The 23,666-nt window shown below is 63.5% G+C and carries 20 protein-coding genes and 1 tRNA gene; 5 read left to right on the top strand and 16 right to left on the bottom strand.

Annotated features, from left to right (window positions below; genetic code table 11):
- Positions 1-52 precede the first annotated feature (52 nt).
- From JNM03_RS03655 to JNM03_RS03645, 3 genes are all read right to left on the bottom strand, one after another.
- Positions 53-2,704, bottom strand: a complete 2,652-nt coding sequence (locus JNM03_RS03655; protein WP_294034459.1) for a TonB-dependent receptor — start codon at positions 2,702-2,704, stop codon at positions 53-55.
- An 819-nt stretch (positions 2,705-3,523) separates the two neighbouring features.
- The gene (gene rocF, locus JNM03_RS03650; RefSeq protein WP_294034457.1) at positions 3,524-4,471 is read right to left on the bottom strand and encodes an arginase; all 948 of its coding nucleotides are present in this window, start codon (positions 4,469-4,471) and stop codon (positions 3,524-3,526) included.
- A gap of 86 nt (positions 4,472-4,557) precedes the next feature.
- Positions 4,558-5,604: an ornithine cyclodeaminase gene (locus JNM03_RS03645; protein ID WP_294034455.1), complete on the bottom strand. Its 1,047-nt coding sequence runs from the start codon at positions 5,602-5,604 to the stop codon at positions 4,558-4,560.
- Positions 5,605-5,758: 154 nt separating this feature from the next.
- Here JNM03_RS03645 and JNM03_RS03640 point away from each other — a divergent pair, with 154 nt between their 5' ends.
- The 4 genes from JNM03_RS03640 (at position 5,759) to JNM03_RS03625 (ending at position 10,666) form a co-directional block, all read left to right on the top strand.
- Complete coding sequence (locus tag JNM03_RS03640) at positions 5,759-6,196, top strand: Lrp/AsnC family transcriptional regulator (protein WP_294034453.1); 438 nt, start codon at positions 5,759-5,761, stop codon at positions 6,194-6,196.
- A 196-nt stretch (positions 6,197-6,392) separates the two neighbouring features.
- A complete protein-coding gene (locus tag JNM03_RS03635; RefSeq protein ID WP_294034451.1) occupies positions 6,393-8,528 on the top strand; it encodes a TonB-dependent receptor in 2,136 nt (711 codons plus the stop codon).
- 21 nt (positions 8,529-8,549) lie between these two features.
- Positions 8,550-9,821: an MFS transporter gene (locus tag JNM03_RS03630; RefSeq protein WP_294034449.1), complete on the top strand. Its 1,272-nt coding sequence runs from the start codon at positions 8,550-8,552 to the stop codon at positions 9,819-9,821.
- Positions 9,818-10,666, top strand: a complete 849-nt coding sequence (locus tag JNM03_RS03625) for an SDR family oxidoreductase (protein ID WP_294034447.1) — start codon at positions 9,818-9,820, stop codon at positions 10,664-10,666. Before JNM03_RS03630 ends, JNM03_RS03625 begins: the two co-directional genes overlap by 4 nt.
- A 10-nt stretch (positions 10,667-10,676) precedes the next feature.
- Here JNM03_RS03625 and JNM03_RS03620 read toward each other — a convergent pair whose 3' ends face one another.
- The 5 genes from JNM03_RS03620 to JNM03_RS03600 are packed head-to-tail and all read right to left on the bottom strand — an operon-like array spanning position 10,677 to position 16,140.
- A complete protein-coding gene (locus JNM03_RS03620; protein ID WP_294034445.1) occupies positions 10,677-11,981 on the bottom strand; it encodes a peptide MFS transporter in 1,305 nt (434 codons plus the stop codon).
- Positions 11,978-13,159, bottom strand: coding sequence for a M20 aminoacylase family protein (locus JNM03_RS03615; protein ID WP_294034443.1), 1,182 nt, complete (start codon positions 13,157-13,159; stop codon positions 11,978-11,980). Before JNM03_RS03615 ends, JNM03_RS03620 begins: the two co-directional genes overlap by 4 nt.
- Positions 13,156-14,577, bottom strand: a complete 1,422-nt coding sequence (locus JNM03_RS03610) for an aldehyde dehydrogenase (protein WP_294034441.1) — start codon at positions 14,575-14,577, stop codon at positions 13,156-13,158. Before JNM03_RS03610 ends, JNM03_RS03615 begins: the two co-directional genes overlap by 4 nt.
- Before the next feature lie 28 nt (positions 14,578-14,605).
- Positions 14,606-15,115, bottom strand: coding sequence for a GNAT family N-acetyltransferase (locus JNM03_RS03605; RefSeq protein WP_294034440.1), 510 nt, complete (start codon positions 15,113-15,115; stop codon positions 14,606-14,608).
- Positions 15,112-16,140, bottom strand: coding sequence for an acetoacetate decarboxylase family protein (locus JNM03_RS03600; protein ID WP_294034438.1), 1,029 nt, complete (start codon positions 16,138-16,140; stop codon positions 15,112-15,114). The genes JNM03_RS03605 and JNM03_RS03600 overlap by 4 nt, the downstream gene beginning before the upstream one ends.
- On the opposite strand from JNM03_RS03600, the gene JNM03_RS03595 reads away from it, so the two are divergent.
- A complete protein-coding gene (locus JNM03_RS03595; protein WP_367235633.1) occupies positions 16,129-17,055 on the top strand; it encodes a LysR substrate-binding domain-containing protein in 927 nt (308 codons plus the stop codon). The genes JNM03_RS03600 and JNM03_RS03595 overlap by 12 nt on opposite strands.
- Before the next feature lie 260 nt (positions 17,056-17,315).
- Here the strand turns inward: JNM03_RS03595 and JNM03_RS03590 are convergent.
- The 8 genes from JNM03_RS03590 to JNM03_RS03555 form a co-directional block, all read right to left on the bottom strand.
- Positions 17,316-17,391 (bottom strand) — tRNA-Phe (locus JNM03_RS03590).
- Between the two features lie 96 nt (positions 17,392-17,487).
- The gene (locus JNM03_RS03585; RefSeq protein ID WP_294034434.1) at positions 17,488-17,682 is read right to left on the bottom strand and encodes a DNA gyrase inhibitor YacG; all 195 of its coding nucleotides are present in this window, start codon (positions 17,680-17,682) and stop codon (positions 17,488-17,490) included.
- A complete protein-coding gene (locus JNM03_RS03580; RefSeq protein ID WP_294034432.1) occupies positions 17,672-18,484 on the bottom strand; it encodes a ribonuclease in 813 nt (270 codons plus the stop codon). Before JNM03_RS03580 ends, JNM03_RS03585 begins: the two co-directional genes overlap by 11 nt.
- 152 nt (positions 18,485-18,636) lie before the next feature.
- On the bottom strand, positions 18,637-19,227 hold the full coding sequence (locus tag JNM03_RS03575) for a nucleoside triphosphate pyrophosphatase (protein WP_294034431.1): 591 nt from the start codon (positions 19,225-19,227) through the stop codon (positions 18,637-18,639).
- Complete coding sequence (gene infA, locus JNM03_RS03570) at positions 19,224-19,442, bottom strand: translation initiation factor IF-1 (RefSeq protein WP_010162480.1); 219 nt, start codon at positions 19,440-19,442, stop codon at positions 19,224-19,226. The genes JNM03_RS03575 and infA overlap by 4 nt, the downstream gene beginning before the upstream one ends.
- 83 nt (positions 19,443-19,525) lie before the next feature.
- Positions 19,526-20,392: a cupin-like domain-containing protein gene (locus JNM03_RS03565; protein ID WP_294034430.1), complete on the bottom strand. Its 867-nt coding sequence runs from the start codon at positions 20,390-20,392 to the stop codon at positions 19,526-19,528.
- Positions 20,389-21,585 (bottom strand): GNAT family N-acetyltransferase, encoded by a 1,197-nt coding sequence (locus JNM03_RS03560; protein ID WP_294034428.1) that lies wholly within the window; start codon positions 21,583-21,585, stop codon positions 20,389-20,391. Before JNM03_RS03560 ends, JNM03_RS03565 begins: the two co-directional genes overlap by 4 nt.
- A 184-nt stretch (positions 21,586-21,769) precedes the next feature.
- The gene (locus tag JNM03_RS03555) at positions 21,770-23,665 is read right to left on the bottom strand and encodes an XrtA/PEP-CTERM system amidotransferase (protein WP_294034426.1); all 1,896 of its coding nucleotides are present in this window, start codon (positions 23,663-23,665) and stop codon (positions 21,770-21,772) included.
- Between the last annotated feature and the right edge of the window lies 1 nt (position 23,666).

Below are 23,666 nucleotides of genomic sequence, written 5' to 3'. Positions count from 1 at the left end.
CCGGGCTTCTTTTTGTCCGAAAGCGCCGGGGTGCGTGCCGCCCCGGACGCGATCAGAATTTGAAGCGACCAGTCACGCCGTAGGTGCGCGGCTGGCTGGGGTAGCCCGATACGCTGCCCGACTGGGCAACCGCGGGGAAGATCGTCGTCAGATACTGCGCATTGGTGAGGTTACGGCCCCACACGCCCAGCTCGAAACCGTTCGTCAGCGCAACGGTGAACGAGGCATTGAGCTGGTTCACTTCACGCTTCAGATTCTTCGCGACGCTGGCGGGGAAGCCGGTCAGGCCTTCGACGATCTGGACCGGGCTTTCATAAGCATAATCGACATGCGCGATCGCCTTGGTCCCGCCTGCGAATTCGTAGGTGTAGGTTCCGCCGACCGACAGCGACAGTTCGGGAATACCGGCGGGCGTGGTGCCCGAGATATCGCCGAATGCCGAGTTCACGAAGCTGTCGTACTTGGCATCGAGATACGTCGCGGCCAGCGTCAGGTTGAGGCCGTCCACCGGGCGCACCGAACCGTCGAACTCGATACCGAAGGTCGACTGCTTGCCGGCATTGGCGAGCGCAAAGCCCGTCCCGGTGAAGACGTTCGACTGGAAGCCCTTGATCGACTGCTTGAACACCGCGATGTTCACCGCCGCGACCGACCACTGGCCCTTCAGCCCGAACTCATAGACCGTCGATTCCTCAGGAGCGGCGAAGCGCGAGCCCGAAACCAGGTTCGGAACGCCGAGGCCGCCCGCGATGATCCCCGACAGGTCGGCCGCCGTCGGCCGGCTGTCGCGCGAAAGGTTGACCGAGCTTGCCTTGAAGCCCGTCGCATAGGTCGCATAGACATTGACCGTATCGGTCAGCTCATACGCGGCACGCACGCTGTACGACAGATCGCCGTCATTCGTCTTGCCGGGCTCGACAGCGTTCGGAACGTTGAGGAACGGCGGCAGGAACTGCAGCGGCCGGAGCGCCAGCAGCGGATTAACCGCCGCATTATTCTGGTTCGCCGCGGCGAAAGCCGCTGCCCCGGCGTTGATCTGACCGAAGGCGGCGGGCTGCGCCTGGGCAAAGGCTCCGATCTCGGCCGCGGTTGCAAGACGCCCCAGACCCAGGGCGTTGCCCACCGTCGTGGCGATGCCCTGCTGAGTGATGGCGGTCCGCCCGATGCCGACCAGATCGAGGCCCGAGAAGACGTCGCTGCTGATCACATTGGTCGAGAAACGCTTGCGGTCCTTCGTATAGTTCGCGCCGATCGTGAGGGTCAGTCGGTCAGTGACCTCGAAATCGACCGTTCCGAAGATCGAGAAGGCTTCGTCCTTCATGCGGTAAGATTCGTCGAGACCGTCCCCCTGCCGGAAGAACTGGCCGGCATAAAGTGCCGGATTGCCGAGGATCCCGCCGATCTGCTGCTCGAGGCCCGCGACCACCGCATTTCCGGCAGCGCGCGGATTCGGCGACGTCAGAACCGCAGCCGGATTGATCAGCGCGCCGGCATAGGGACGGAAATCCGCGCCGAAGCGGATATCGTTCTTCTGCTTGATCTTCTCGTTGAAATAATAGCCGCCGAGCAGGAAGTTGAGCGGACCGTCGAAGTCCGAAGTGACCCGGAACTCCTGGGTGAAGGTATCGATGCCCAGATTCTGGCTGTTCTCCCCGATCAGGTCCGCACCGGTGAAATCCGAATCCTGGTTGGTGAGCGCACGCACCTGACGATAGGCGGTGATCGAGGTCAGCCCAAGGCTGCCCATTTCATAGTCGATCTGGGCCGATCCGCCGTAGTTCTCGATCTCGTTCGACGACAGGAAGTTGTTGTAAACCTTGTACGAGAACGGGTTGTTGGCATCGACGCTGGCGCCGCCAGCAAGCGCGTTGGTGATCGCGACCGTCGGGCCGGCGATGACGTTGCCCGCGATGCAGCAATTCTCGTCGATCTTGTCATAGTCGCCGATCAGGCGGATCGACAGCGCGTCGGTCGGTTCGAACAGCAACTGTCCACGAACGCCCCAGCGGTTGCGGTCGTTGACATCGGTGTTCAGCTTCAAGTCCTGCGCATAACCGTCGCGACGGTTGAAGTTGGCGCCGAGCGAAAAGGCGACGGTGTCGCTGATCGGGCCGGTGATGTTGCCCTTGAGGACGATGGCGTCGTAATTGCCATAGCTCGCCTCGACCGAACCGCCGAATTCATACTGCGGCTTTTGCGTGACAATGCTGATCACGCCTGCCGATGCGTTCTTGCCGAACAGCGTCGACTGCGGGCCCCGCAACACTTCGATCCGTTCGACGTTCGGAAGGTCGCCGATCTGGGCGGCCGAGCGCGAACGATAGACGCCGTCGATGAAAACACCGACCGAAGGCTCGATGCCCGCGTTGTTCGCGCCATTGCCGAAACCGCGGATGATGAAGTTGGTGTTCGCGCTCGACTGAAGCTGCGAGACGCGCAGACTGGGGACCGCCGACTGGAGGTCGATGAGGTCGCGGATCTGGGCGTTCTGAAGATCGGCGGCGGAGGTGACCGAGACCGCGATCGGCGTATCCTGCAGCGTCTGCGAACGCTTCGACGCGGTCACGATGATCTCGTTGCCATAGTCGGTCGTGTCGGCCGCCGCCGCATCGTCGGCGGGAGTGGCGTCCTGCGCAAAGGCGAAAACGGGGGTGGTCGCGGCGCACAGCATGGTGGCGCCCAACAAGATGTTGCGCAAATTCATGATGGTTTCTCTCTCCAAAACCGCCAAGCGCAGGTCCAATAGGACCTAGGTGGGAGATGCCGACGGTGGCGGCCGCTGTAGCCAACCGCCTTCCCGCGTCAACGCGCGCGCGAGAAAACGACCAATTTTCCCTGTATTAGTGACCAAAAAGCAACAGTTTACGCTACGGTATCGGTTGCTCGGTCATGGGCACCAGAATGCAGTGGACGCAAAGATGGTGCCTGTCGCGGTGATGCCGGGCTATTCGCGGTCACCACCCAGATGCGCGCAGCCGCGCATAACCGAGGCTCGCGGCGAGGAGAGTGAGGGTGATGCCGACCCAGATGAGATCCTGCATGGTGTTGCTCCAGCAAGGCGCTGGCCACGGGACGTGGCACGAGTCGTCTGCGGGCTACCGAATAGGAGCGGGGCGCGTTTGAATTCGAGAGAATGAAATGCCGCCTCGCATAGTATTTTCATATGATCTGGTCGATTTCGGTCGCGCGGCGCGCAGAATGACCGGCTTGTCGCCCGTCGACCCGACCCTGCCCCTGCCCGTGCCGCGGATTCGAAAAGCTCGACGCCGGAGCTGCCAAATCCATCTGGCGATCAAACGCGGCGCGCTATGTCGCGGCCCGATGAAATCCGGATTGCCCCGCCGATCGTGACAATCGACGGCCGAGCCAGACCCGCCCCCGTTTCGGGTCGAAGAACCGCCGATATGGCATGGATAATCGCCGCAGAAGGTCTCGAACCCGTCTCTGGACGAGCCGAAAGCGTATTTGGCGGCTCCGCGTGGCACTTGGCGTATCGATCCCGGATCGACCGAGGCCTTGTTCGTCAAAAATGGTGCACCAGCGACGAGTGGATGGCAGCCTTGTCGAGCACCTTGCGTCCGAAAAGACTGGCGGTGAGATCAGTCAGCAGGCGCGCACTTTTTCCGCGATTGTCGAGATAGGGGTTGAGTTCGGCGAGATCCATGGAAGTCGTGAGGCCCGATTCGCAGAGCATCTCCATGATCAAGTGCGCCTCGCGAAGATTGGCGCCGCCACTGACCGTTGTCCCGACGCCCGGTGCAATGAACGGATCGAGGAAGTCAACATCGAGACTGACGTGAAGCAGTGCGCCCAGTCGCTCGACATGGGCAAGGATACGGCGGACGATCGGCGCCACGCCGAATTCGTCGATCGCGCGCATGTCGAAAACCTGCACGCCGCGCTCCGCGATCAGCTGGCGCTCGCGCTCATCGACCGACCGGATGCCGAGCATGAAAACATTGCCGGGATCGACAGTCGCCCGATCGTGGCCCAGAATGCCGTCAAAACCCGGTTCACCGCAATAAAAGGCGACAGGCATACCGTGCATGTTCCCCGATTCGGAGGTGGCCGGCGTGTTGAAATCCGCATGCGCATCGAGCCAGACAACGCAAAGCGGACGCCCTAACTCGCGCGCATGCCGGGCAGCGCCGGAGACGCTTCCGATCGCGAGCGCATGATCGCCACCCATGAACAGGGGCAGGCGCCCGGCCTTCAACGTCCTGTACGCGGCGTCTTCAAGCGCGCGTGCCCAGCCGACGATATTTTCCGCGTTCCGCGCGTTGCCGCGCAAGCCGATGTCGGACACTGCCACGGGCTCGGCATCGCCGTCATCGGCCACATCATGTCCAAGGGCGGCAAGGGTGGCCGCAAGGTCCGAAATACGCATCGCGCTTGGTCCCATTGCGCAGCCGCGCAGGCCGGCGCCCAATTCCACGGGCGCACCGATCAGCGTGATTTTTCTTTTTTCCATTATTCCGTCCCCATTCCCCGCGACCAGTCTCGCGCCATGAAAACCGGCGGCCGGCCAGGGCGAACGCTGATCCTTGTGCGCCGATATCAGGCGGCGCGTTGCAGCATCCCGAAAAGGTCGCGTGGCTCGTCGGGGTCGGCGAGGATATCGATCTGCTGGAAGAAATCGGTCCCCTGCAACTTCGAATGGATATAGCGAAGCGCCGAGAAATCCTCGGTCGCGAACCCTACACTGTCGAACAGCGTAATCTGCCGGGCATCGCGCCGCCCTTCGGCCTCGCCGGTCAGGACCCTCCAGAATTCGGTCACCTGATAGCTTGGGTCCATCTGCTGAATTTCGCCCTCGATCCGCGTTTGAGGCTCGAACTCGACGAAAGTGTCCGCCCTCGACAAGATGTCCCGGTGAAGCTCGGTCTTGCCCGGGCAATCGCCGCCGATCGCATTGATATGGATTCCCGAACCCACCATATTGTCGGTCAGGATCGTTCCATAGGCCTTGTCGGCGGTGCAGGTCGTGATGATATGCGCACCCTCGATCGCATCCTGGGCGCTGCTGCACGAGACGACCCGCAAGCCGCTTCCCTGAAGATTGCGGACGGTCTTTTCGGTTGCCTTCGCATCGATATCGTACAGCCGCACCTCTTTGACCCCGACCACGGCTTTCATCGCCAGAGCCTGAAATTCAGCCTGCGCGCCATTCCCGATCATTGCCATCACTCCGGCCTCGCGCGGGGCCAGGTGGCGCGCGACCATGGCCGACGTCGCGGCTGTGCGAAAAGCCGTCAGCAGGGTCATTTCGGCAAGCATCAGCGGATAGCCGGTATCGACCCGCGCAAGCAGGCCGAACGCCGCCACCGTTTGAAAACCCTTCGCCATATTGCTCGGATGGCCGTTGACATATTTGAAGCTGAACGCCTCGCCGTCGGATGTCGGCATCAATTCGATAACCCCATCGCGCGAGTGCGACGCGAGGCGCGGGATCTTCTCAAAGACATCCCATCGCCGATAGTCGGCCTCGATCGCATCGGTGAGTTCGATAAGCACCTGCTCGACACCGAAATGGTGGATGAAGCGCATCATGTTTTCGACGCTCACGAACGGGATATAGGCGAGTTGGGAAGGTGCGGGTGGCATGGTGGATCCTTGACAATGGCAGGGGCCCGCCAAGTCTAATTGCCCCTATCGTCTGTCGAAATCACCATCTCGCCCTGAAAATTGATCAGATCTGGAGAGTTTTTATAGTTTCGTTATACAAACCGTCAGCAACGCACTTGACAAGGCAGATCATATGGGAATCGCGAAATTCATCCCTGACGACCTCGATCGCCGTATCATCGCCCTCCTCAGGGTGGATGGGCGCGCCTCCTTGTCGAAGCTGGCGGGCGCGCTGGGGGTTGCGCGAGGCACCATCCAGAACCGGCTCGACCGACTGCTCGACACCGGCGCGCTGCTGGGTTTCACCGTGCGCGTACGAGAGGATTATGACGACCTCACTGTGCGTGCGGTCATGCTGATCGAGGTCAACGGCCGATCGACCACCCAGGTCATCCAGAAACTGCGCGGGATAACCGAAATCCGCGCGCTGCACACCACGAACGGCAACTGGGACCTGATCGCCGACATCAGCGCGCAAAGCCTCTCCGATTTCGACCGTGTCCTTCGCGAAGTGCGGACGATCGACGGCGTGGAGAATAGCGAAACCAGCCTGTTGCTCAGCACCATATGATATCGGCTGCATCACCTGAGGCGGCCGCCACCGACCGCGACTGAGCGTTCACCCGGCGACGCCCGAGATCGCCGTATCGAGCCGCAGGATGAGGCTCGAGTTCATGCTGCATCGTTATAACCAATTGCCCAGTTTGTGTCTTTTTGTATATCATCGCCGCGACCTATGCTCCCCAAAACACAAGGGGGGAACCGTCATGAAAAGTGCAATCTCGGGTCGATCACGGAAGCGTATCCGCCAACTGGCCGCAACGCTGCAGGTAGGCGTGGCCGGCATCATTCTGATGCCCGCTCCGTCCGAAGCCCAAACCGGCAGCGGAGCCGTATCCTCCGACGAAATCGTCGTTACGGCTCGCAAGAAGGCCGAAACCACCCTCGACGTCCCGTCGACACTCGACGTCTTCAGCGCCGATACGCTGGCCGGGGCCGGCATCAACTCCACCGCCGAGCTGACGCGCCTTACGCCGGGACTGAACTTCGCTCCGCGTGTGGATGGCACCAACATCGCGCTCCGCGGCGTCAGCAGCAACGCCGCCAGCTTTGGCGCGAACCCTTCGGTCGCGGTCCATTTCGACGGCGTCTATCTGCCGCAGCCCGACATGGCGCTCACCGAGCTGTTCGACATCGATCGTATCGAAATTCTGAAAGGTCCGCAGGGCACCCTCTATGGTCGCAACGCCACGGGCGGTGCCATCAACCTGATCCCCGACAGCAGCGTGGCGCGGGGCGGCGAGGTCTCGCTCGGGCTGGGCAGTTTCGATCTGTATCGCGTCCGTTTCGCCGTGGGCGTGCCGATCGCCGAGGAAAGCGGCATTCGCCTGTCGGGAGCCGTTGCGAAAGACGACGGCTATACCAAAAGCTTCCTGCACGACGCGCCGCTGGACAATCAGTATATCGTGGCCTTGCGCGGGATTGGCGTTTTCAAGGCGGGTGATGCGAAAATCCGGCTGGCGGTCCAGTATGTCGACGACGATGGCGGCCTGGGTACGGGCTTTCAGTACAGCCCGGAATTGAGCGCGCCCGGCGGCGTGTATGCTGGCAGCATTCAACGGCGTGGCCCGCGTTTGATATCGACCGACCTGCCGACCACACGTCGCACCAGTGCGCTGGTGGGCGCCCTCAACGTCTCGGTGCCCCTTGGCGCGGTCGAATTGCAATCGATCACCGGCTTCACGCATTTCAAGATGAAGTATGTGCTCGACACCGATGCGGCCGGCAATCCGGCCGGTATTATCGATGAAATCGAAACCCACGACCAATCGTCGCGCGCCGTGTCGCAAGAACTTCAGATCAGGACGGACAGCGCGGCACACACGCGCGTCGTCGCCGGTCTCTATGCGTTTCGCGAAACGGGCAAGGTAGGCCTCGACTATCGGCTCCCCAGCTCGGGCGACTTCGTGATCTTTGATGAGGAAACAAGGTTCAGGTCGACGTCGTTCGCCGCCTTCATAAACGCCGAAGTCGATCTGTCCGACGATCTGACCCTGATCGGCGGCGGGCGTTACACGTCCGATCGAAAGCGCGCGGCCTACAGCAGCCGCGCGGGGTCGCCCGATGAGTCCGGGATCACGCGCTCGAAAAGCTTCACTCCGTCGCTTCAACTCCGCTGGCGCCCGTCGGCTTCGTCGATGTTCTATGCGAATTACTCGCGGGGTCTGAAGGCGGGCGGGTTCAACGTCGGAGGCGATCTGGGGCTTTACGGGCCGGAGGCGCTGAACGCGTACGAAATCGGCGCCAAGGGCCGGACCGGAGTCATCGGTTACGAGATCGCGGGCTTCTATTATGACTATTCGAAGGTCCAGCTCCGCACGCTCGACCCGATCGGCAACGTCACGCGGGTGACCAACGATGCGAACGCCAAAGTCTACGGCATAGAGGCAAGCGCGAACGCACGAGCCACCGACCGGCTCACATTGGACGCGCATATTCTCTACGTTGATTCAACGATCCGCAACTTCGTCAACCCGCGCGGAGACGATCTGTCGGGGATCGAGTTGCCATTGACCCCGAAGTGGACGTTGACCGGCGGAATCGCGTATGATCTGCCGCTCGGCGATCACAACGCATTGCAGCTCAGAACCGACGTCAAATATCAATCGAACACGCTGCTGCCAGGATTCAACAATCCGGCTATCGAGCGACAAAAGGGGTATGCGCTGTGGTCAGCGACCGCCCGATACGACGTGAATGACGCGATCTATTTTTCTATGGCCGTCCTCAATATCACGGACAAGCTCTATGCGGTCACCAGGAACGACTATGATATCTTCGGCGTCGTCGAGCGTTATGGGGCTCCGCGAACCTTCGAGGCCCGTCTCGGCGTCCGTTTCTGATCTCCTGGCGCGGTCGGCACGATGACACGCGATCGCTGGCAATCCTGGCTGCTGCTCTCGTTGCTGACCGCGACAGCCGTCATCGCCTTCTCCCACCGGCTGGTGCTGCACCCGTTCATCGATCAGTTGAAGACGCAGTTCCTGATCGATGACACGGCGGTCAGTTTGCTGCTCGGACCGGCGTTCGCGCTATCTTATGGGATCGCGGCGCTGCCCCTTGGCATGGCGACCGACAGGATTCCCCGCATCAGACTCGCAGCGGCGATGCTCGTGCTGTGGAGCGGGGCGACGGCGGCGTGCAGCCTCGCCCCGACCTATGGCGCACTTTTCGCGGCGCGGATTGCCGTCGGCGTTGGCGAGGCGGCACTCATCCCGATTGCCGTTTCGATCATCACCGACAGCTTCACGACCGAACGGCGCGGCATGGCGATCGGCATCTTCATGACCGGCGTCACCGTAGGGTATGGAACAGCGTTCGCGGCAAGCGGCGTCGTGTATGACCTGGTTCTAACGAACATGTTTCACAACACCCTGTTCGAATATGCCGGCGCGCCCTGGCGGCAGACGATTCTGATCCTTTCCGTGCCGGGGCCGCTTGTTGCGCTGTTGCTGCTCGCCTTTCCCGAACCGCAAAGGCAGGGATCGGCACAGCGGGTCGTCGAAGCCGTGTCGTCCTTTCGACCAGGAGCAGTCATCGCAGCTCTCATCTGCGGCGCCATTGCCCTGATGGCTTTCGCCGATAGCGGCATCTTCGCCTGGACAGCGGCGCTGCTGACCCGCGAACACGGCATGGCGACGGCAGCGGCCGCCAAGACGATCGGCGCAATCACGATCACCGCCTCGATCGGCGGAACCTTGCTGGGTGGGGCCCTGGCCGATCGTGCCCTGCGCCGCGGCGGCGTGCCCGCCCAATTGCGGACGGCGGGCCGCATAGCCCTGTTGGGCTTGTTCGGCAGCCTGATCTTCGCCGCGACGATGACACCGTCCGTTCTCCTCGCGCTGGCGCTGTGGGTTGGGGCGGTCACGGCCGCGCCGGTCGCGGCGTACGCGGTGCTGACACAGGTAATCCCGGCCAGCAGGATCGGAATCACGACGGCCGCGATGACGGCGACGATCGCGATCGCAGGGTTGGGCGCGGGGCCGCCCACCGTCGCCCTGCTCAATCAACAGGTTTTTGCGGGCGCGCTCAGTCTGGGTGTCATACTGGCGCTGATGGCGACGATGTCTTCGGCGCTCGCATTCCTGCTTTTCGGGGTCGCTGCAAAGCGCGCGGCCATGATCGAGGTAGGATGATCGATGAAAGTTTCGCAACGATGACCTTGTCGCAAGCCCTGACGCTGGACCTTTCGGAGCAGCGGGTCGTCATCACGGGCGGCGGCAGCGGGATAGGGCGCGCGATCGCCGAGATGGCCGTCGCGTCCGGCGCATCGGTGGTGATCCTCGACGCCGATGTCGATGCCATCGGTCGACTACCTGCTACCGGCCAGCTTTGCGCGATTCATTGCGACGTCGCCGACGCCGATGCGGCGAACGAAGCCGTCAACAATGCCGCAACGATGATGGGGGGGGTGACCGGCCTCGTCAATGGCGTGGGCATCGCCGGACCCACCATGTCGCCGGACGGGATTTCGGTCGAAGCCTGGCGACGAACGCTTGCCGTCAACCTCGACGGGATGTTCTATTGCACGAGAGCCGCCATTCCCTGGCTCAAGAGGAACGGCGGCTCGATCGTCAACCTGTCGTCGGCAGCGATCGCGCGGGGCGGTTTTCCCATGCGGCTGGCCTATGCCACGTCGAAAAAGGCGGTGATTGGTTTCACGGAGACGCTGGCGATGGATCTCGGACGCCATGCGATCCGGGTCAACACCGTCCTCCCCGGCACCGTCGAGGGAGATCGCGTCCGCACGGTCATTGCCGCCGCGGCGGAGGCGAGCGGCGTGTCCGCCGAGGACCTGTGGGGCGACACAATCGCCGCCAACTCCCTGCGCGTCGCGGTCGAAGCCGTCGATGTCGCCGCCCTGGTCATCTTTCTCCTGTCCGACCTGGGCCGCCTGATCACCAGCCAGAGCATCGCGGTTTGCGCGGGCTTCGAAGGTCACCGCAGCCAGGACCAGGATCCCATGGCGTCGGGGCGCTAGGATCGGGACCCTAAAGCGACAGCGCCCGCCGTTCCCAGACCGCCATTCGCCGCCGCGCGAGCAGATAGAGCAGCGCGGCTCCGCCGGTCAGCGCCGCAATCACGCCGAACACGACGCGATCACCCCATGAATCGACTTCCGCGCCGATCCGACCGGCCAGAAACGCACCCAGGGCATAGGTAAGATACCAGGCTCCCATCACCTGTCCGGACCGGGCAGGCGGCGCGATTTTCGTCACCATCGACAGGCTCATCGTCCAGATAAGCACCTCGGCCGTGGCGATCGAAAGATAGCCGGCGACCAGCCACGCAAGGCTGCTTTTGCCCACCGCGTCGCGTTCCATCGTCGCGCCGACGAACAGGACAAAGGCAAAGGTCAGCGAAAATAGCCCTATCGCCGCCCGGGTTCCGACGCCCGGAACGCGGCCTGTTCGGTCAAGATACAGCCACAAGCCGGCCACGGCCGGCGCAACCGCCAGGACGAGCAAGGGCTCGAGCGATTGCATCCATGTCGCCGGAACCTCGAAACCCAGCAGAAAGCGATCGGTATGATGATAGGCATAGAGCGACAGCAGCCCGGCGCTTTGCTCCAGCGCGGTCCAGAACAGCACGGACGCGAGCGCCATGGCCAGCAGCACGCGATAGCGTGACGCGACGTCCCGCCAGCTCCCGCCACCCGCTTCCGGGGCGATCGTCGCGGACGAAACCGGGATCGCGCGCCGACCAGGTATCGCCAACGCCAGGCAGGCGATCAGCGACGCCGAACCCGCAGCAACGAAGCCCCACCCCCACGCGACCCGCTCGCCCAGTCCACCTGCCAGTATCGGCCCCAGCATCGAACCAAAGTTGATCCCGACGTAAAAGAGCAGGAAGCCACGTTCGCGTGCCACTCCTTCGGCCGGAAAGGCCTGACCGAAGAGGACCGTCACGTTGGGCTTGAACAACCCTGTGCCCAGGACGATCAGCGACAGGCCGACATAGAGCATCGTCTGCGGGTCGATCCAGCGGCCAAAGGCGTGGAAGAACTGCGACGAGACCAATATGGCATGACCGGCCACCATGGCGATCGACCCTGCCTTCACGCCGCGCCAGGTGCCGATGACGCGATCGGCCAGCCACCCCCCTACGACCGAAACGGCATAGATTCCTGCGCTGTAGGTGCCGACCAGCTTCAGCGCGTCGCCGGTCGCCCACCCCGATCCGCCCGTTGCCGTGCTTGCGGTGAGATAAAGAGCGAGGATGGAGAGGAGACCGAAGTGCGCGAAGCGCTCACACGCCTCGGCCAGCACCAGGGTGGCGCGTTCGGGCGCCTTCATCGGCCGGACCTTGCACAGAAGGCGTGGACCAGCCGCACGAAATACTCCGCGCCGATAGGGATGCTGGCATCGTTGAAATCATAGCGCGGGTTGTGGATCATGCACGAACCCGCTCCGTCGCCGTTGCCGATGAAGGCGTAACAGCCCGGCCGACGGTTGAGCATGAAGGAAAAATCCTCAGCGCCCATCAGCGGCGGGGTGCTCTCATCCAGCCGTTCCGCGCCAACGAACGTACGCAGTGTCGCTGCGCAGAATGCGGTTTCAGCATCGCTATTGACGGTGGGCGGATAGGCGTCGAAGCAATCGAAATGCCCCGTCACGCCGTGGGCGGCGGCCACGCCGCGGGTCAGCGCCGTGAGCCTGCTCCTGATCACGTCCCCTGTCGCGCCGTCCAGATAGCGAAACGTGCCGCCAATCTGTGCGGAGTCGGGCACGACATTGTTGCTGGCTCCGGCGGACAGGCGCGTGACGCTCACGACCGCGGCGGCGAGCGGGTCGATCGCCCGGGCCACGATGGTCTGGCAGGCCAGCACGATCTCGGCGATCGCCGGAATCGGATCGATCGTCCTGTGGGGAATGCCGCCATGGCCGCCCTTGCCTTCGATCCTGATCGTGAAATCCTCGACACCCGCCATGATGGGTCCTGGCCGCAACGCGAAATGGCCGATCGGCAGCCCGGGCAGATTGTGCAGCGCGAACACGGCATCGACCGGCCAGCGGTCGAAAAGTCCTGCATCGATCATCGCCTGGGCACCGCCTTCGGCCTCTTCGGCGGGCTGAAAGATCAGGATCGCCGTGCCGCCGAAGTGCGGCCTCTCCGCCAGCAGCCGAGCGGCCGCCAGCAGCATCACCGTGTGGCCGTCATGCCCGCAACCGTGCATCTTGCCCGGCACTTCGGAGCGGTGAGCGAACGCATTCGCTTCCTCCATGTTGAGCGCATCCATGTCGGCGCGAAGCCCGATCATCGGCCCATCGCCGCCCCGAATGACGCCGACCACGCCGGTTCCGGCGATGCCTTCGTGCGTTTCGACACCCCAGCGGCGGAGCAGCCGCGCGACCGTCGCCGCGGTGCGAACCTCTTCGAATGCGGTTTCGGGGTAGCGGTGAAGGTCGTGGCGGAGGGCGCGGAGCTCGTCCGCCCAGGCGCCAAGACGACGGCGCCAGGCGGGCGCCGTCATCCGAACCCCAGGGTGACCGTCACCTCGTCGGACATCGCCCGGATCGACTGGGCGATCCCGATGCGCCCGGTGCCGCTGTCGCTGCCGGACGCGCCGCCACCGGGCACGGTCAGGTCCCAATAGGCGGACATTTCGTTGATGTGGACCACCCCGGCGCGCAGCCGCCCGGCCTGGCGCATCGCCGTATTGACGGAGCGCGTGAACACCGACGCGAAAAGACCATAACGGCTGGCGCGCGTGATCGCCTGAAGCTCCTCCTCGTCCGCGAAGGAGAGCAGCGGCACGACCGGGCCGAATGTCTCCTCCCTGTTGAGCAGCGTCCCAACCCCGACGCCCGAGACGACCGTCGCCGGAAAATAGAGCGGCGTGGCGAAACCCGTCGCGACCGCACCGCCGCAATCGATGGTCGCGCCCGCCGCGCACGCATCGTCCAGATGCGCCAGAACCTTGTCGACGGTGTCCTGATTGTGCAGTGGCCCCATCATGGTCGCCGGATCGAACGGATCGCCAAGAACCACCGCAGAGGCGCGGGCAACAAGTCGTTCGCGCAACTCATCATGAACAGATCGTTCGACGAGCACGCGCTCCGTCGCGGTGCAGGTCTGCCCGGCGTTCGTGAATGCGCCCTCGCAGATCCGTGCGGCAGCAAGGTCTAGATCGGCGTCGGCGAAGACGATGGTCGGGCCGTTGCCGCCGAGTTCCAGTGAAACGGGTTTGCCCGCAGCGCGCATGGCGACGCTCCGTCCCGTCGCCGTGCTGCCGGTAAAGCCGACGGCATCGACATCGCGATGGCCGGCGAGCGCATCGCCGACGACGGCGCCATGCCCGGTGACGAGATTCACGGCGCCATCGGGCAAGTCCGCCGCTTCCAGGCATTCCATCAACAACGAGGCGACCAGCGATGTCGTGAGCGCGGGCACCCACACCAGCGCGTTCCCGGCCGCCAGTCCCGGGGCCAGATAATAGGCGCAGGAAATGGCTATCGGGTAATTCCAGGGGGTGATCACACCGTAAACGCCGCGCGGACGCAGGGCGGTGATCCCCAGACGACCCGCCTCGCGCAGCGGAAAGCTCGTGCCGTTGACATGCTTCACTGCCTCGGCAGCCACTTCGAAGGCTTCGACGGCAAAGGCCAACTCGTCCTTTGCTTCGCTTTCGAATGGCTTGCCCTGCTCGTTGGCAAGGAGCATTGCCAGCTCATCCGCCCGGGCGGCTATCGCCTGCCCCACGCGGCGGCAAAGCGCGGCGCGGTCCCATACGCTCAGCCGCGCCAGCCGTTGAGCCGCGCACCGCGCGGCGACAACCGCATCGTCGATATGTCCCGCTGTTCCCAGAGAGGCTGAACCGATCAACTGCCCGGTCGCCGGGCTGATGGTAGGATGCGGATCGGCCGCAATCCATGCATGGCCGATCCGCATCCTACCCGATATGAAGGAGGGGGCAGGATTAGCGTGCATCATCGCCTCCACCATAAGCCTTGTTGGATAGCAGCGATTTACGCAGCAAATAATTCATACCGTGATGTTCGGTTTGCCCGACCTCGGCATAGCCCAGCCGATGATAGAGCGAGTCCCGTTCTGTCTCGGTAGCGAGATGGAGTTGATGGATGCCCAATTGCACGGCACGGACCTCCAGTGCGCGGCAGAGGTGACCGGCGACCCCCATGCCGCGCCTGTCCGGCGACACATAGACTCCGCAAACCCAGTGACAAATATCCGGCAGCCAGTCGAAACTGTCCTTCTCGCGCAGACTGGCGACGCCGCACGGATTACCGCCCACGAGTGCAACGAGCGTGATCGGCAGTCTTCCCGGTCCCGGTGTGTCGCGATATCGCGCCAGCGTCTCCGCGAACGACCGCTTGGAAAAAATCGCCCATTCGCGATCGACCCAGAATGCGACGATCTCCGCATATTCAGGATGTGCTGCGAGGTCGACGATCATGGCTCCGGCCGTCATAGCCTTGCCACCACTTGCTGGTCGCGGTGCTCATAGGCCCCGCCGCGCGTGACGAGAATCTCGCCGCAGCCGTTGTCGGCAACGCAGATGCTGGCAAGCCGGTTCACGATCTCGCTTTGCGTCGGCATGTCCTCCCAGCGCGGAACGTGCCAGTCGATCCGCGCCATGCCGGTTTCCACGGCCAGGACCGCATCCCCCCGCGCGGGCGGGGTCAGCGTGACTTCCGCCACGCTGACCCGGCCCCAATCGCCCACCGCAGGGAGATGGCGATAATGCAGAAGTTGCCCGCGGGTCGGCAAGGTCGCGGGATCGGGCAAGGCTGTATCCAGACTCTCATGCAGACTGGAAACGGTCAGATTCAGGAAGCGGAAGCCATGCCATTCGGCGGTGCAGTCGATGGTCGCACCGGTGCGACGCGCAGCCGGCAAGTCGCAAAATATCTTCGGCATGCCGAGCTCTTCGCGCCCGGTAAGAATGGGATCGGCCATATTTTCCCACAGCACCAGCATCAGTGAGCCGACGTGCGCGTCGCAATAGCGCACGGGCACGGTCACGCCGAGAGTGTTGTACCCACGCCCGGCGAGCCATGGCAGATTGGTAAGATACGAAAAGGTCAGGCAAAGCTCCGGGGCGCCAAGCAACGCAAATCCCGGCGGCAAAAGGCCTTCGAGGCCATCACGGTCGACCGGCAAGGTCACACTGACCGAAAGACATTCGGAAGCGGACCAGTCATATTCTTTCGCTGTGGGCGGCTGGCGCGGACTGACCGAGGGGCCAAAGTGAGTTGGCATTCGGTAGATGCGGCCCGGCTCGAAGCGGTAACTCATTGCCAAGCCTGCCGCCGCGCCAACCGCACGGTGAGATCCATGCACGTTCGACCGATCTTTGCGGCGCGGTTCCGTCTGTGTGCAAGGCTGGTACGAAAATGCAAAATGATGGCCCTCCCATTGTGTGACTGGATTGTAGGCCGGCTCCATGATATAAAAAAGCGTGATAAATGCGCATAAGATATAATGGTAGAGCATATGAATCTTCGTCGATATGTCGTCTTTCGGGCCGTGATTGATACGGGGAGTGTCAGCGCTGCCGCCAAGCTCTTGCGGCTGGCGCAGCCTGCGGTGAGCCGGCATATAAAGGATTTGGAGAGCGAGCTTCGCGTGGCCCTCTTCGATCGCAGTCGCAAGCGACTGGTCCCGACTGCGGACGCATTGGCGCTGTATCAGCAGGCCAAGGTTGCGTTGGCCAACGTGGAACTGTTCCTCGATCGAGCGCGCGAGCTTCCAAACAAGCGCGAGGCGCCACTGCGCATCGCCTGTGCGCCCCTTTTTTCGACGATAGCCATCTCGCGACTGTTGCAGCGCGTGCGCGCGCAGCATCCCAAAGCTTCTTTTGCCGTTATCGTGAGGGACCCGACGATCGTCACACAGATGGTCGCCGCGGGAGAAGCCGACATCGGGCTTTGCGGGATCGCGACCGCGAGCCAGACGCTCGACGTGCGCAAATTGCTGTCGGCCGAACTCGTCTGCGCCATCCCGGCCGGCCATCCGCTCGCCGACCGGCGCGTGATAGAGGTGTCGGCCTTGAAGGACGTGCCATTCATCGCGCTTGCACAGGAAGTGACCCCGATCGTGGCAACCGCCAAATTGCTGCAGCGCGAAAAAGTCGAGCCGTTGACCGTTGTCGAAACGCAGCGAACACACACGGTATACAGCCTTGTCGCGGACGGCATCGGCGTTTCGCTGGTCGAACCACTAACGGCGCTCGCCTATCCTCAGGAAAAGGTCGTAATCCGCCCGTTTCTACCCGCGGTCGAGATCACATACGACGTCATCCTGTCGCCCGCTCGCCCGCATACCGCAGTCACCGATACCGTTTTGAAAGCTGCCCTGGCCCTTTGCGACGATTTCGCTCGGGAGATCAATCAGCGTCTGCGATCCTGAACCTGTTTGGCAACCGGATTTCTGAAATTTTCGGTGGCGGGTTGCGCCGGAAGCCATCGGACCCGCACTGACGGAAACAAGTCGATGCGATGCCTGCCTGCACTCGCCTCAGACTTCGCTTACAAACGGGATTCCCGAGCAAGCGCGACCCCCCCGTAAATGACGCCCGTAATTCAGTGAGAATGGAACCGATCCGATGACCTTGGCGTCACATGTCCCGTCTGAACAACCTTGGCTTGCGAGACTATTACGAAGAGCAGTGGTGCCCGGGGACGGGGTCGAACCGCCGACACTGCGATTTTCAGTCGCATGCTCTACCAACTGAGCTACCCGGGCACGGGCTTCGCAAGACCGGTCGGCCTGCTGGCGAGCGGCGGCTATAGGCAGGGCCTTTCGTCCTGTCCAGAGCCTTTGTTGCGCTAATTTCCGACCTCAGGCGTCGCCCAATCGATCGTCGTCGGTGCCGCCATCAGGGCCCTCGTGCGCAGGCAGGCGATAGCCTTCGTCGAACCACTGGTTGAGGTCCCGGTCGCGGCAGCCGCGGCTGCAGAAAGGGCGGAACTCCTGCACGCGCGGTTTGCCGCAGCGCGGGCATTTCGCCTGTCTTGCGGCCGCTTCACTGGGCATGGCCCGATCCCTTCCCTTGCGCATCGGCGATAATCTCGACCGGACGCCCCGTGCGCCTTTGCAATTCGGCCGTCCAGTCGGGATGCCGTGCGATATGGTCCACAACCGCGGGCCGCGTGGTCAGGTGCAACACGCCCGTTCCGATCGTCCGCTCGGCCTGGCGCAGCAGCATTGCAGCATCGGTGCCGACAGGATCGAGGCGGACCTGCTCTATCAGCGACGGCCGCTGGCGGCGGCGGATGATCTGCATCAGGCCGAAGCCATTGATCGCCGTGCGTTCGAACGGTTGCGGCAAAAGCTCGTCGATCAGCGCGTCGATCGCCTGCCGTTCCCCTCGTCCGGGAAGCGACGGAAAATCGATACCGATCGATCCGCCGATGTCGCAGCAACGGATCGCATTTATCGCAGCCCTGCCGCCAGCCCTGGCGAGCGTCGGGGCATCTCCCTCACCGTCGATGTCGATCAGAGTCATCGCCGGCGTCGCGTCGATCCACAGGGCACCGCCGACAAAGGGCCAATGCCCGGTGCGCACGTGATCGATCAGTTCGGACCAGCCCACCTGCTCCAGCCGGTCGCTTCCTGTCGGCACCATATCCATCACGGGAAAGCCCGTTGCGACGATGCGCGCCCGCAAGTCGGGTCCATCGGTGAGCGGCGCATCGGTCATGCGCGCGCGCGCCGGCTTTTCGCGCCCACGCTCGCGCAAAGCCATGCGGACGATCTCGACAGTCAACCTCGCACCGATCGAAAGGCCCTGCGGCGGCGTCAGCGTGGCCAGCGGCTCGCCAGGCAGGTCTAGCACAACGCGCTGCCTTCCCCGTTTCGACCAGCCGCGCCCCGATCACCGCGCCGACGCGCGGGCGCTCGTCATCGCGCTCGATCCGCGCCTCGATGATCCGATCGTCCTCGACCAGCGCGGCGCGACATTCGCCAATGCCGGCTTCATAAAACCACTCAGCCAAGCGGAATGCCAGCGCTGCTCAGCAAGCCGCGCGTTTCCAGAAGCGGCAGGCCGACGACGTTCGAATGGCTGCCCGACAGGAACCGGACGAATATCTCGGCCCGGCCCTGGATCGCGTAGCCGCCCGCCTTGCCCATTCCCTCACCGCTTTCGACATACCAGTCGATCTCGGCGGCGCTCAGCCTCTTGAAGGCGACGATCGTATCGGCAACGCGAACGCGCGGCCTGCCGTCGATACCGACGACGCAAACGCCCGAATAGACATGGTGCCGCCGCCCCGAGAGCAGCAGGAGCATGCGGCGAAGATCGGCTTCGTCGGTCGGCTTTTCGAGAATACGGCGTCCGACCGCGACCGTCGTATCGCCCGCCAGCACGGCCTCTTCCGCCGCGCGATCGACCGCAAGCGCCTTGCTCTGCGCAAGCCGCGCTACATAGGCGCGCGGAAGCTCTCCCTTCAGCGGCGTTTCATCGATCTCGGGCGCCGCAATGCGCGACGGCGTCAGGCCGATCCGCGCGAGCAGTTCGAGACGCCGGGGCGAAGTCGAAGCGAGAACCAGCGCGGGAGGTGTCGCCGCGCCGCTCACTTGAAGCGATAGGTGATCCGACCCTTGGTCAGGTCATAGGGAGTGAGTTCAACGAGAACTTCGTCGCCGACCAACACGCGAATGCGGTTCTTGCGCATTTTCCCGGCCGTGTGGCCCAGAATCTCGTGATCGTTTTCCAGCTTAACGCGGAACATCGCGTTGGGGAGCAGTTCGACCACCTGGCCGCGCATTTCCAGAAGTTCTTCTTTCGCCATCTATCCTCTAGGACCTCGAAATATCGGGATGCGCGCCCATAACGCCAAATGTTCTGAATTGAAAGCAATCTGTAACGGGCGGTTCAGGACACCAACCCAAGCTTGCGCGCGATACGCCAGCCGACGGTCTTTACCCAGGCATAGCTTGGCCAGCGCGGCGGCATGGCGGGGTCGAGCCCCATACGCCGAAGCGCGGCGTTGGCAGCATGCGCCTCCGACTCGCGATAGCTCCACTCGCTGCGCCAGGTGATCGAAAGCGACACCGACGGCGCGTCTCCATTGGCAACGAAATGCGGCGCCATCACCGGCATCAGCACGGCGTCACCCGGACCGAGCGGCACCTGCTGCGCCCCGTCCCGATACGCCTCTTGCCACGGCAGGTTGCGGTGGCCGCCCGTGTGATAGCGTTCATGCTCGACACGATGCGCAAAGCGCTCATCGCCCGCCGGCCAGACATTCATCACTTTCCGTCCGCGCAGTTGCAGCAGGATGTTATGCTCGGGATCGAAATGGAACGGCGTGATCGATCCGGGCGAAGAGATGAAGACAAAGCCCTGCGGCGTCAGCATGGCGCCGGTCCGCGGCTCGACTACGGACTTCAGTTCGCCGAGAAGATCCATGAGGAGCGCGCGATATTCGGCGACGGTCTCGATATTCTTGAGCACGGCCCAGCTGCGGTTGGTATCGATCGTGCGGATTGTCTCGCCGATCGAAAGGCCATTCGTGGGGATGTCCGCGGGCTTGATGCCGATCGGCACATCGCCGGGATTATATTCGACCTGCGCGCCAGGCAGGCCTTCGCCAAGCTGTGCCAACGCCTCGAGCGAAAGAAGCGGATGATCGGGCAGAAGATGATGCAGCAGCCCCGCCTGCGCGGGATAGAGAGCCTCCATCCGGGCGATCGTTTCGTCGGGGAAGACATGTTCGAGGTCAGCTTGCACGGTTTTCATGTCGCATCCTGCACAGAACTGGCGACCGATGGCCCGTCTTTCCAGCGCCGCCAGACCCTCTCTACCTTGGCCAGCGCGCGAAAGCGCAGCCGGTCGGAACCGCCCGACAAGGGCGCATTGATCCACACGAGATGACGGCGCTCGCGCCACACACTGTCGATCATCGGATGTCCGGGCGCCGCGCAGCTGTCCACCCACCCGAGACGGCCATCGTTCAGCAGATCGAGGTTCGCTTGCTGCAACAGCACGCCGGGCGAAAAACGCGCATATTCCTCATCGAACGCCGTCTTGAAAGAAAAGCCGCCCGGCGGGCACAGGAAATTGATCAGGATCGCGAGCGGCCGCCCGTCGAGATCGAGTGAACGCATGTCCAGCTTGCCCGCTTCGGCCGCACCCGCAAGGATCGCCCGAAACCAGGCTTCGGTCTCGCCATGGCTGGCCAGCGCCGATTCCGCTTTGCCTTTCCAGCCGCGCACCTCGAGATGGAGGAAATCGTCGATCCAGACGTTGAGCCCATCCCCGGCCCGCCAATGGCGGAAGGAGGGGAGCCCCTGCTCGGCAAGCCGATTGGCCTGACGGCGGAGTTCCTTGCGCTTTTTTGCGCGTACGGCTTCATCCCAATAGGCTTCGGGCGACAGGCTGCTTTCCAGCAACGCGCGCTCCTCGCGATGTACGACCTCGGCCTCGGCGCCGCGCGCCCGCACAGCATCGACAAGCGCGAGGTGCAAAGGCCCATCTTCGGTCAGTCGCGGCACATGAAGCAGCGTGTGCGCCCAATCCGAGGCATCGCACCAACCCAGCAGGATCGACCAGAAGAGATGCTCCATTCCGGCCCGGACGAGTGGCGCGCCATGGAACTGGTTGGGGTGAGCCCAACCCGTCACGTGCCGCAACGGCAAACGTCCATATCTGGACGCCGGCGCAAGCGGCATCACCCCGATGAGCGCGCCGTCACTCCCCTCCCGGACGAACACCAGCCGCGCCCGCCGGTCGGGATCGAGCAGATGCAGCGCCGATTGCAGACACCAGCGTTCGGCGAAAGGATTGGGCTCGCTGGCCCCGTCGGCAAGTCGGTCCCAAGCCGCGGCAAGGTCGTCCGACAACGCGAGCGGATCGACGACGCGCACCGTCAAGGGCGCCGCGTCGGAAGGCACTGGCGTACCGCTGATGGGAAAGGCGGGATGAACCGTCATCGCGCGCAGCCTAGCAGCAAGTCGTTAAAAGGGCGTGGCGATTCATCTACGCCCTTCGATCTTCTTCCGCAGGACGAAATGACAGCTAGCGGTCCAGACACGGTCGTCCCGGCGATGACGAGAATGGTCGGTCGACGTCTGGCACGTCCTCGTAACGACCATCAACACCGCTCGGGCGGAAGCGCTATATCCCGAACAGCTTCGCCAACGACTTCTCCAGCATGAAGAATTGCCAGATCAGTCGCCCATGGTCGCGCCGCCCCGACTGATGCGCGGCGACGACCCGTTCGATTTCCGCCATGTCGAACCAGCCCGCGCGCGCCAGCGTCGACGAGGTCGCGAGCGCCCTTGCCTGCTCGACCAGCGGCCCCCGGAACCATTGCGAGACAGGGGTCACGAACCCCATCTTGGGACGGTACAGAATATCGTGCGGCAAATAGCGTTCCAGCGCCTGCTTCATGATCGCCTTTCCCGTCCCGCCCTTGACGCGCATCGACGCGGGCAGGCTCGCGGCAAATTCGATCAGGCGATAATCGAGCAGCGGTTCGCGGGCTTCGAGGCTGACCGCCATACTCATCCGGTCGGTCTTGGTCAGGATGTCACCGGGGAGCCATATCTGAAGGTCGGCATATTGCGCCCGATCGAGCGGTTCGCGCGCTGGCGCCTCATGCATCGCCTTCCAGTAGCGCGCTTCGGCAATATGATCGCCAAGCGCGGTCACCGCCGCATCGTTGAACAACCGCGCACGCTGTGCGGGCCCCGTAACCCCGACCGCCTCCGAATATCCCTCCGCCCCGCTCTTTGCCAGGCTCGCCAGCGTGGCGCGGGCGCGCAGCGGCCGGGGTGCCCAGTCCATTTGCGGCCATATGCGCGACAATGGTCCGAACAGCCCCTTGCGCAGGACACGCGGGATCAACCCGCGTAGCCGTTCCTCCTGATGTTGAAAAACGAGGCGGCGATACCCGGCGAACGCCTCGTCCGCGCCATCGCCGGAAAGCGCCACGGTCACGTCCTCGCGGGCGAGTTCGCAGACGCGATAGGTCGGCAAGGCGCTGGCGTCGGCGAACGGCTCGTCGAACATGTCGGCGATCCTGTCGACGATCGCGAAATCGGAGGCGGCAACGGTGCGCGTGCGATGGTCGGTCGCGAACCTCGCGGCGATCTGCTGCGCATAGACGGTCTCGTCGAGCGATGCCTGATCGAATCCGATCGTGCACGTCTTGACCGCCTTCGCGCTCCCCTCTGCCATCAACGCGACAACCGCGCTGCTGTCGACGCCGCCCGACAGGAACGCGCCGAGCGGCACGTCGGCGACCATGCGATCGGTAACGGCGGCGCGCATCAGGTGAAGAAGATGTTCGGCCGCCTCCCCCTCGCTCGCCCGGACACGCCGGGAAAAGTCGGGCGCCCACCAGCGCGTCGGCGCCGGCACAGGCTTGCCGCGTTCGAGAAGGAGGAAATGCCCGGCGGGCAATTTCTCGACCCCTGCGACGATGCAATTGTCATCGGGTACATAACCCAGCGCGAGGAAATCCTCGACCGCCGTCAGATTGGCCTCCTGCCGCAGCAACGGATGGCGAAGCAGGCCTTTCAGTTCCGACGCAAAGGCGATCGAACCGTCCGACAGGCGCGCAACGTGGAGCGGCTTCACGCCCAGCCGGTCGCGCGCGAGAAACAGGCAAGCACGCCGATGATCGTGGATCGCGAATGCGAACATGCCATTCAACCGCGACAGGCAATCGGGCCCCCATTGCCGCCAGGCGGCGATGATCACCTCGGTATCGCCACTGGTCCGGAAGCGATGGCCGCGATCCTCGAGCTCGGCACGCAGCTCGCGAAAATTATAGATCTCGCCGTTATAGGTGAGCATGACTGCCTCGTCGTCGCTCGCCATCGGCTGGGGGCTACCCTCGATATCGATGATCGAGAGGCGGAGGTGCCCAAGACCCACCCCCGGTGCGGTCCACTCGCCCGAACCGTCGGGCCCACGATGCGCCATCGGATGCAACATGGCGCGAACGCGCGACGGATCGACGGGCTTTGCCGTCTCCAGATGATAAATGCCCGCGATCCCACACATG

The organism is Sphingopyxis sp. (genome assembly GCF_016793825.1).
In the GTDB taxonomy this organism is placed as follows: Bacteria; Pseudomonadota; Alphaproteobacteria; order Sphingomonadales; family Sphingomonadaceae; genus Sphingopyxis.
This window is presented reverse-complemented; position numbering and strand designations above follow the sequence as displayed.

Excerpts from the sequence above, each read along its gene's own strand:
- JNM03_RS03600 (WP_294034438.1), bottom strand. The coding sequence starts at position 16,140 with ATGCTCTACCATTATATCTTATGCGCATTTATCACGCTTTTTTATATC.
- JNM03_RS03625 (WP_294034447.1), top strand. The coding sequence starts at position 9,818 with ATGATCGATGAAAGTTTCGCAACGATGACCTTGTCGCAAGCCCTGACG.
- JNM03_RS03585 (WP_294034434.1), bottom strand. The coding sequence starts at position 17,682 with ATGCCCAGTGAAGCGGCCGCAAGACAGGCGAAATGCCCGCGCTGCGGC.
- JNM03_RS03610 (WP_294034441.1), bottom strand. The coding sequence starts at position 14,577 with ATGCGGATCGGCCATGCATGGATTGCGGCCGATCCGCATCCTACCATC.
- JNM03_RS03620 (WP_294034445.1), bottom strand. The coding sequence starts at position 11,981 with ATGAAGGCGCCCGAACGCGCCACCCTGGTGCTGGCCGAGGCGTGTGAG.
- JNM03_RS03560 (WP_294034428.1), bottom strand. The coding sequence starts at position 21,585 with ATGACGGTTCATCCCGCCTTTCCCATCAGCGGTACGCCAGTGCCTTCC.
- JNM03_RS03655 (WP_294034459.1), bottom strand. The coding sequence starts at position 2,704 with ATGAATTTGCGCAACATCTTGTTGGGCGCCACCATGCTGTGCGCCGCG.
- JNM03_RS03565 (WP_294034430.1), bottom strand. The coding sequence starts at position 20,392 with ATGAAAACCGTGCAAGCTGACCTCGAACATGTCTTCCCCGACGAAACG.
- infA (WP_010162480.1), bottom strand. The coding sequence starts at position 19,442 with ATGGCGAAAGAAGAACTTCTGGAAATGCGCGGCCAGGTGGTCGAACTG.
- rocF (WP_294034457.1), bottom strand. The coding sequence starts at position 4,471 with ATGGAAAAAAGAAAAATCACGCTGATCGGTGCGCCCGTGGAATTGGGC.
- JNM03_RS03630 (WP_294034449.1), top strand. The coding sequence starts at position 8,550 with ATGACACGCGATCGCTGGCAATCCTGGCTGCTGCTCTCGTTGCTGACC.
- JNM03_RS03605 (WP_294034440.1), bottom strand. The coding sequence starts at position 15,115 with ATGACGGCCGGAGCCATGATCGTCGACCTCGCAGCACATCCTGAATAT.
- JNM03_RS03640 (WP_294034453.1), top strand. The coding sequence starts at position 5,759 with ATGGGAATCGCGAAATTCATCCCTGACGACCTCGATCGCCGTATCATC.
- JNM03_RS03635 (WP_294034451.1), top strand. The coding sequence starts at position 6,393 with ATGAAAAGTGCAATCTCGGGTCGATCACGGAAGCGTATCCGCCAACTG.
- JNM03_RS03595 (WP_367235633.1), top strand. The coding sequence starts at position 16,129 with ATGGTAGAGCATATGAATCTTCGTCGATATGTCGTCTTTCGGGCCGTG.
- JNM03_RS03615 (WP_294034443.1), bottom strand. The coding sequence starts at position 13,159 with ATGACGGCGCCCGCCTGGCGCCGTCGTCTTGGCGCCTGGGCGGACGAG.
- JNM03_RS03645 (WP_294034455.1), bottom strand. The coding sequence starts at position 5,604 with ATGCCACCCGCACCTTCCCAACTCGCCTATATCCCGTTCGTGAGCGTC.
- JNM03_RS03555 (WP_294034426.1), bottom strand. The coding sequence starts at position 23,665 with ATGTGTGGGATCGCGGGCATTTATCATCTGGAGACGGCAAAGCCCGTC.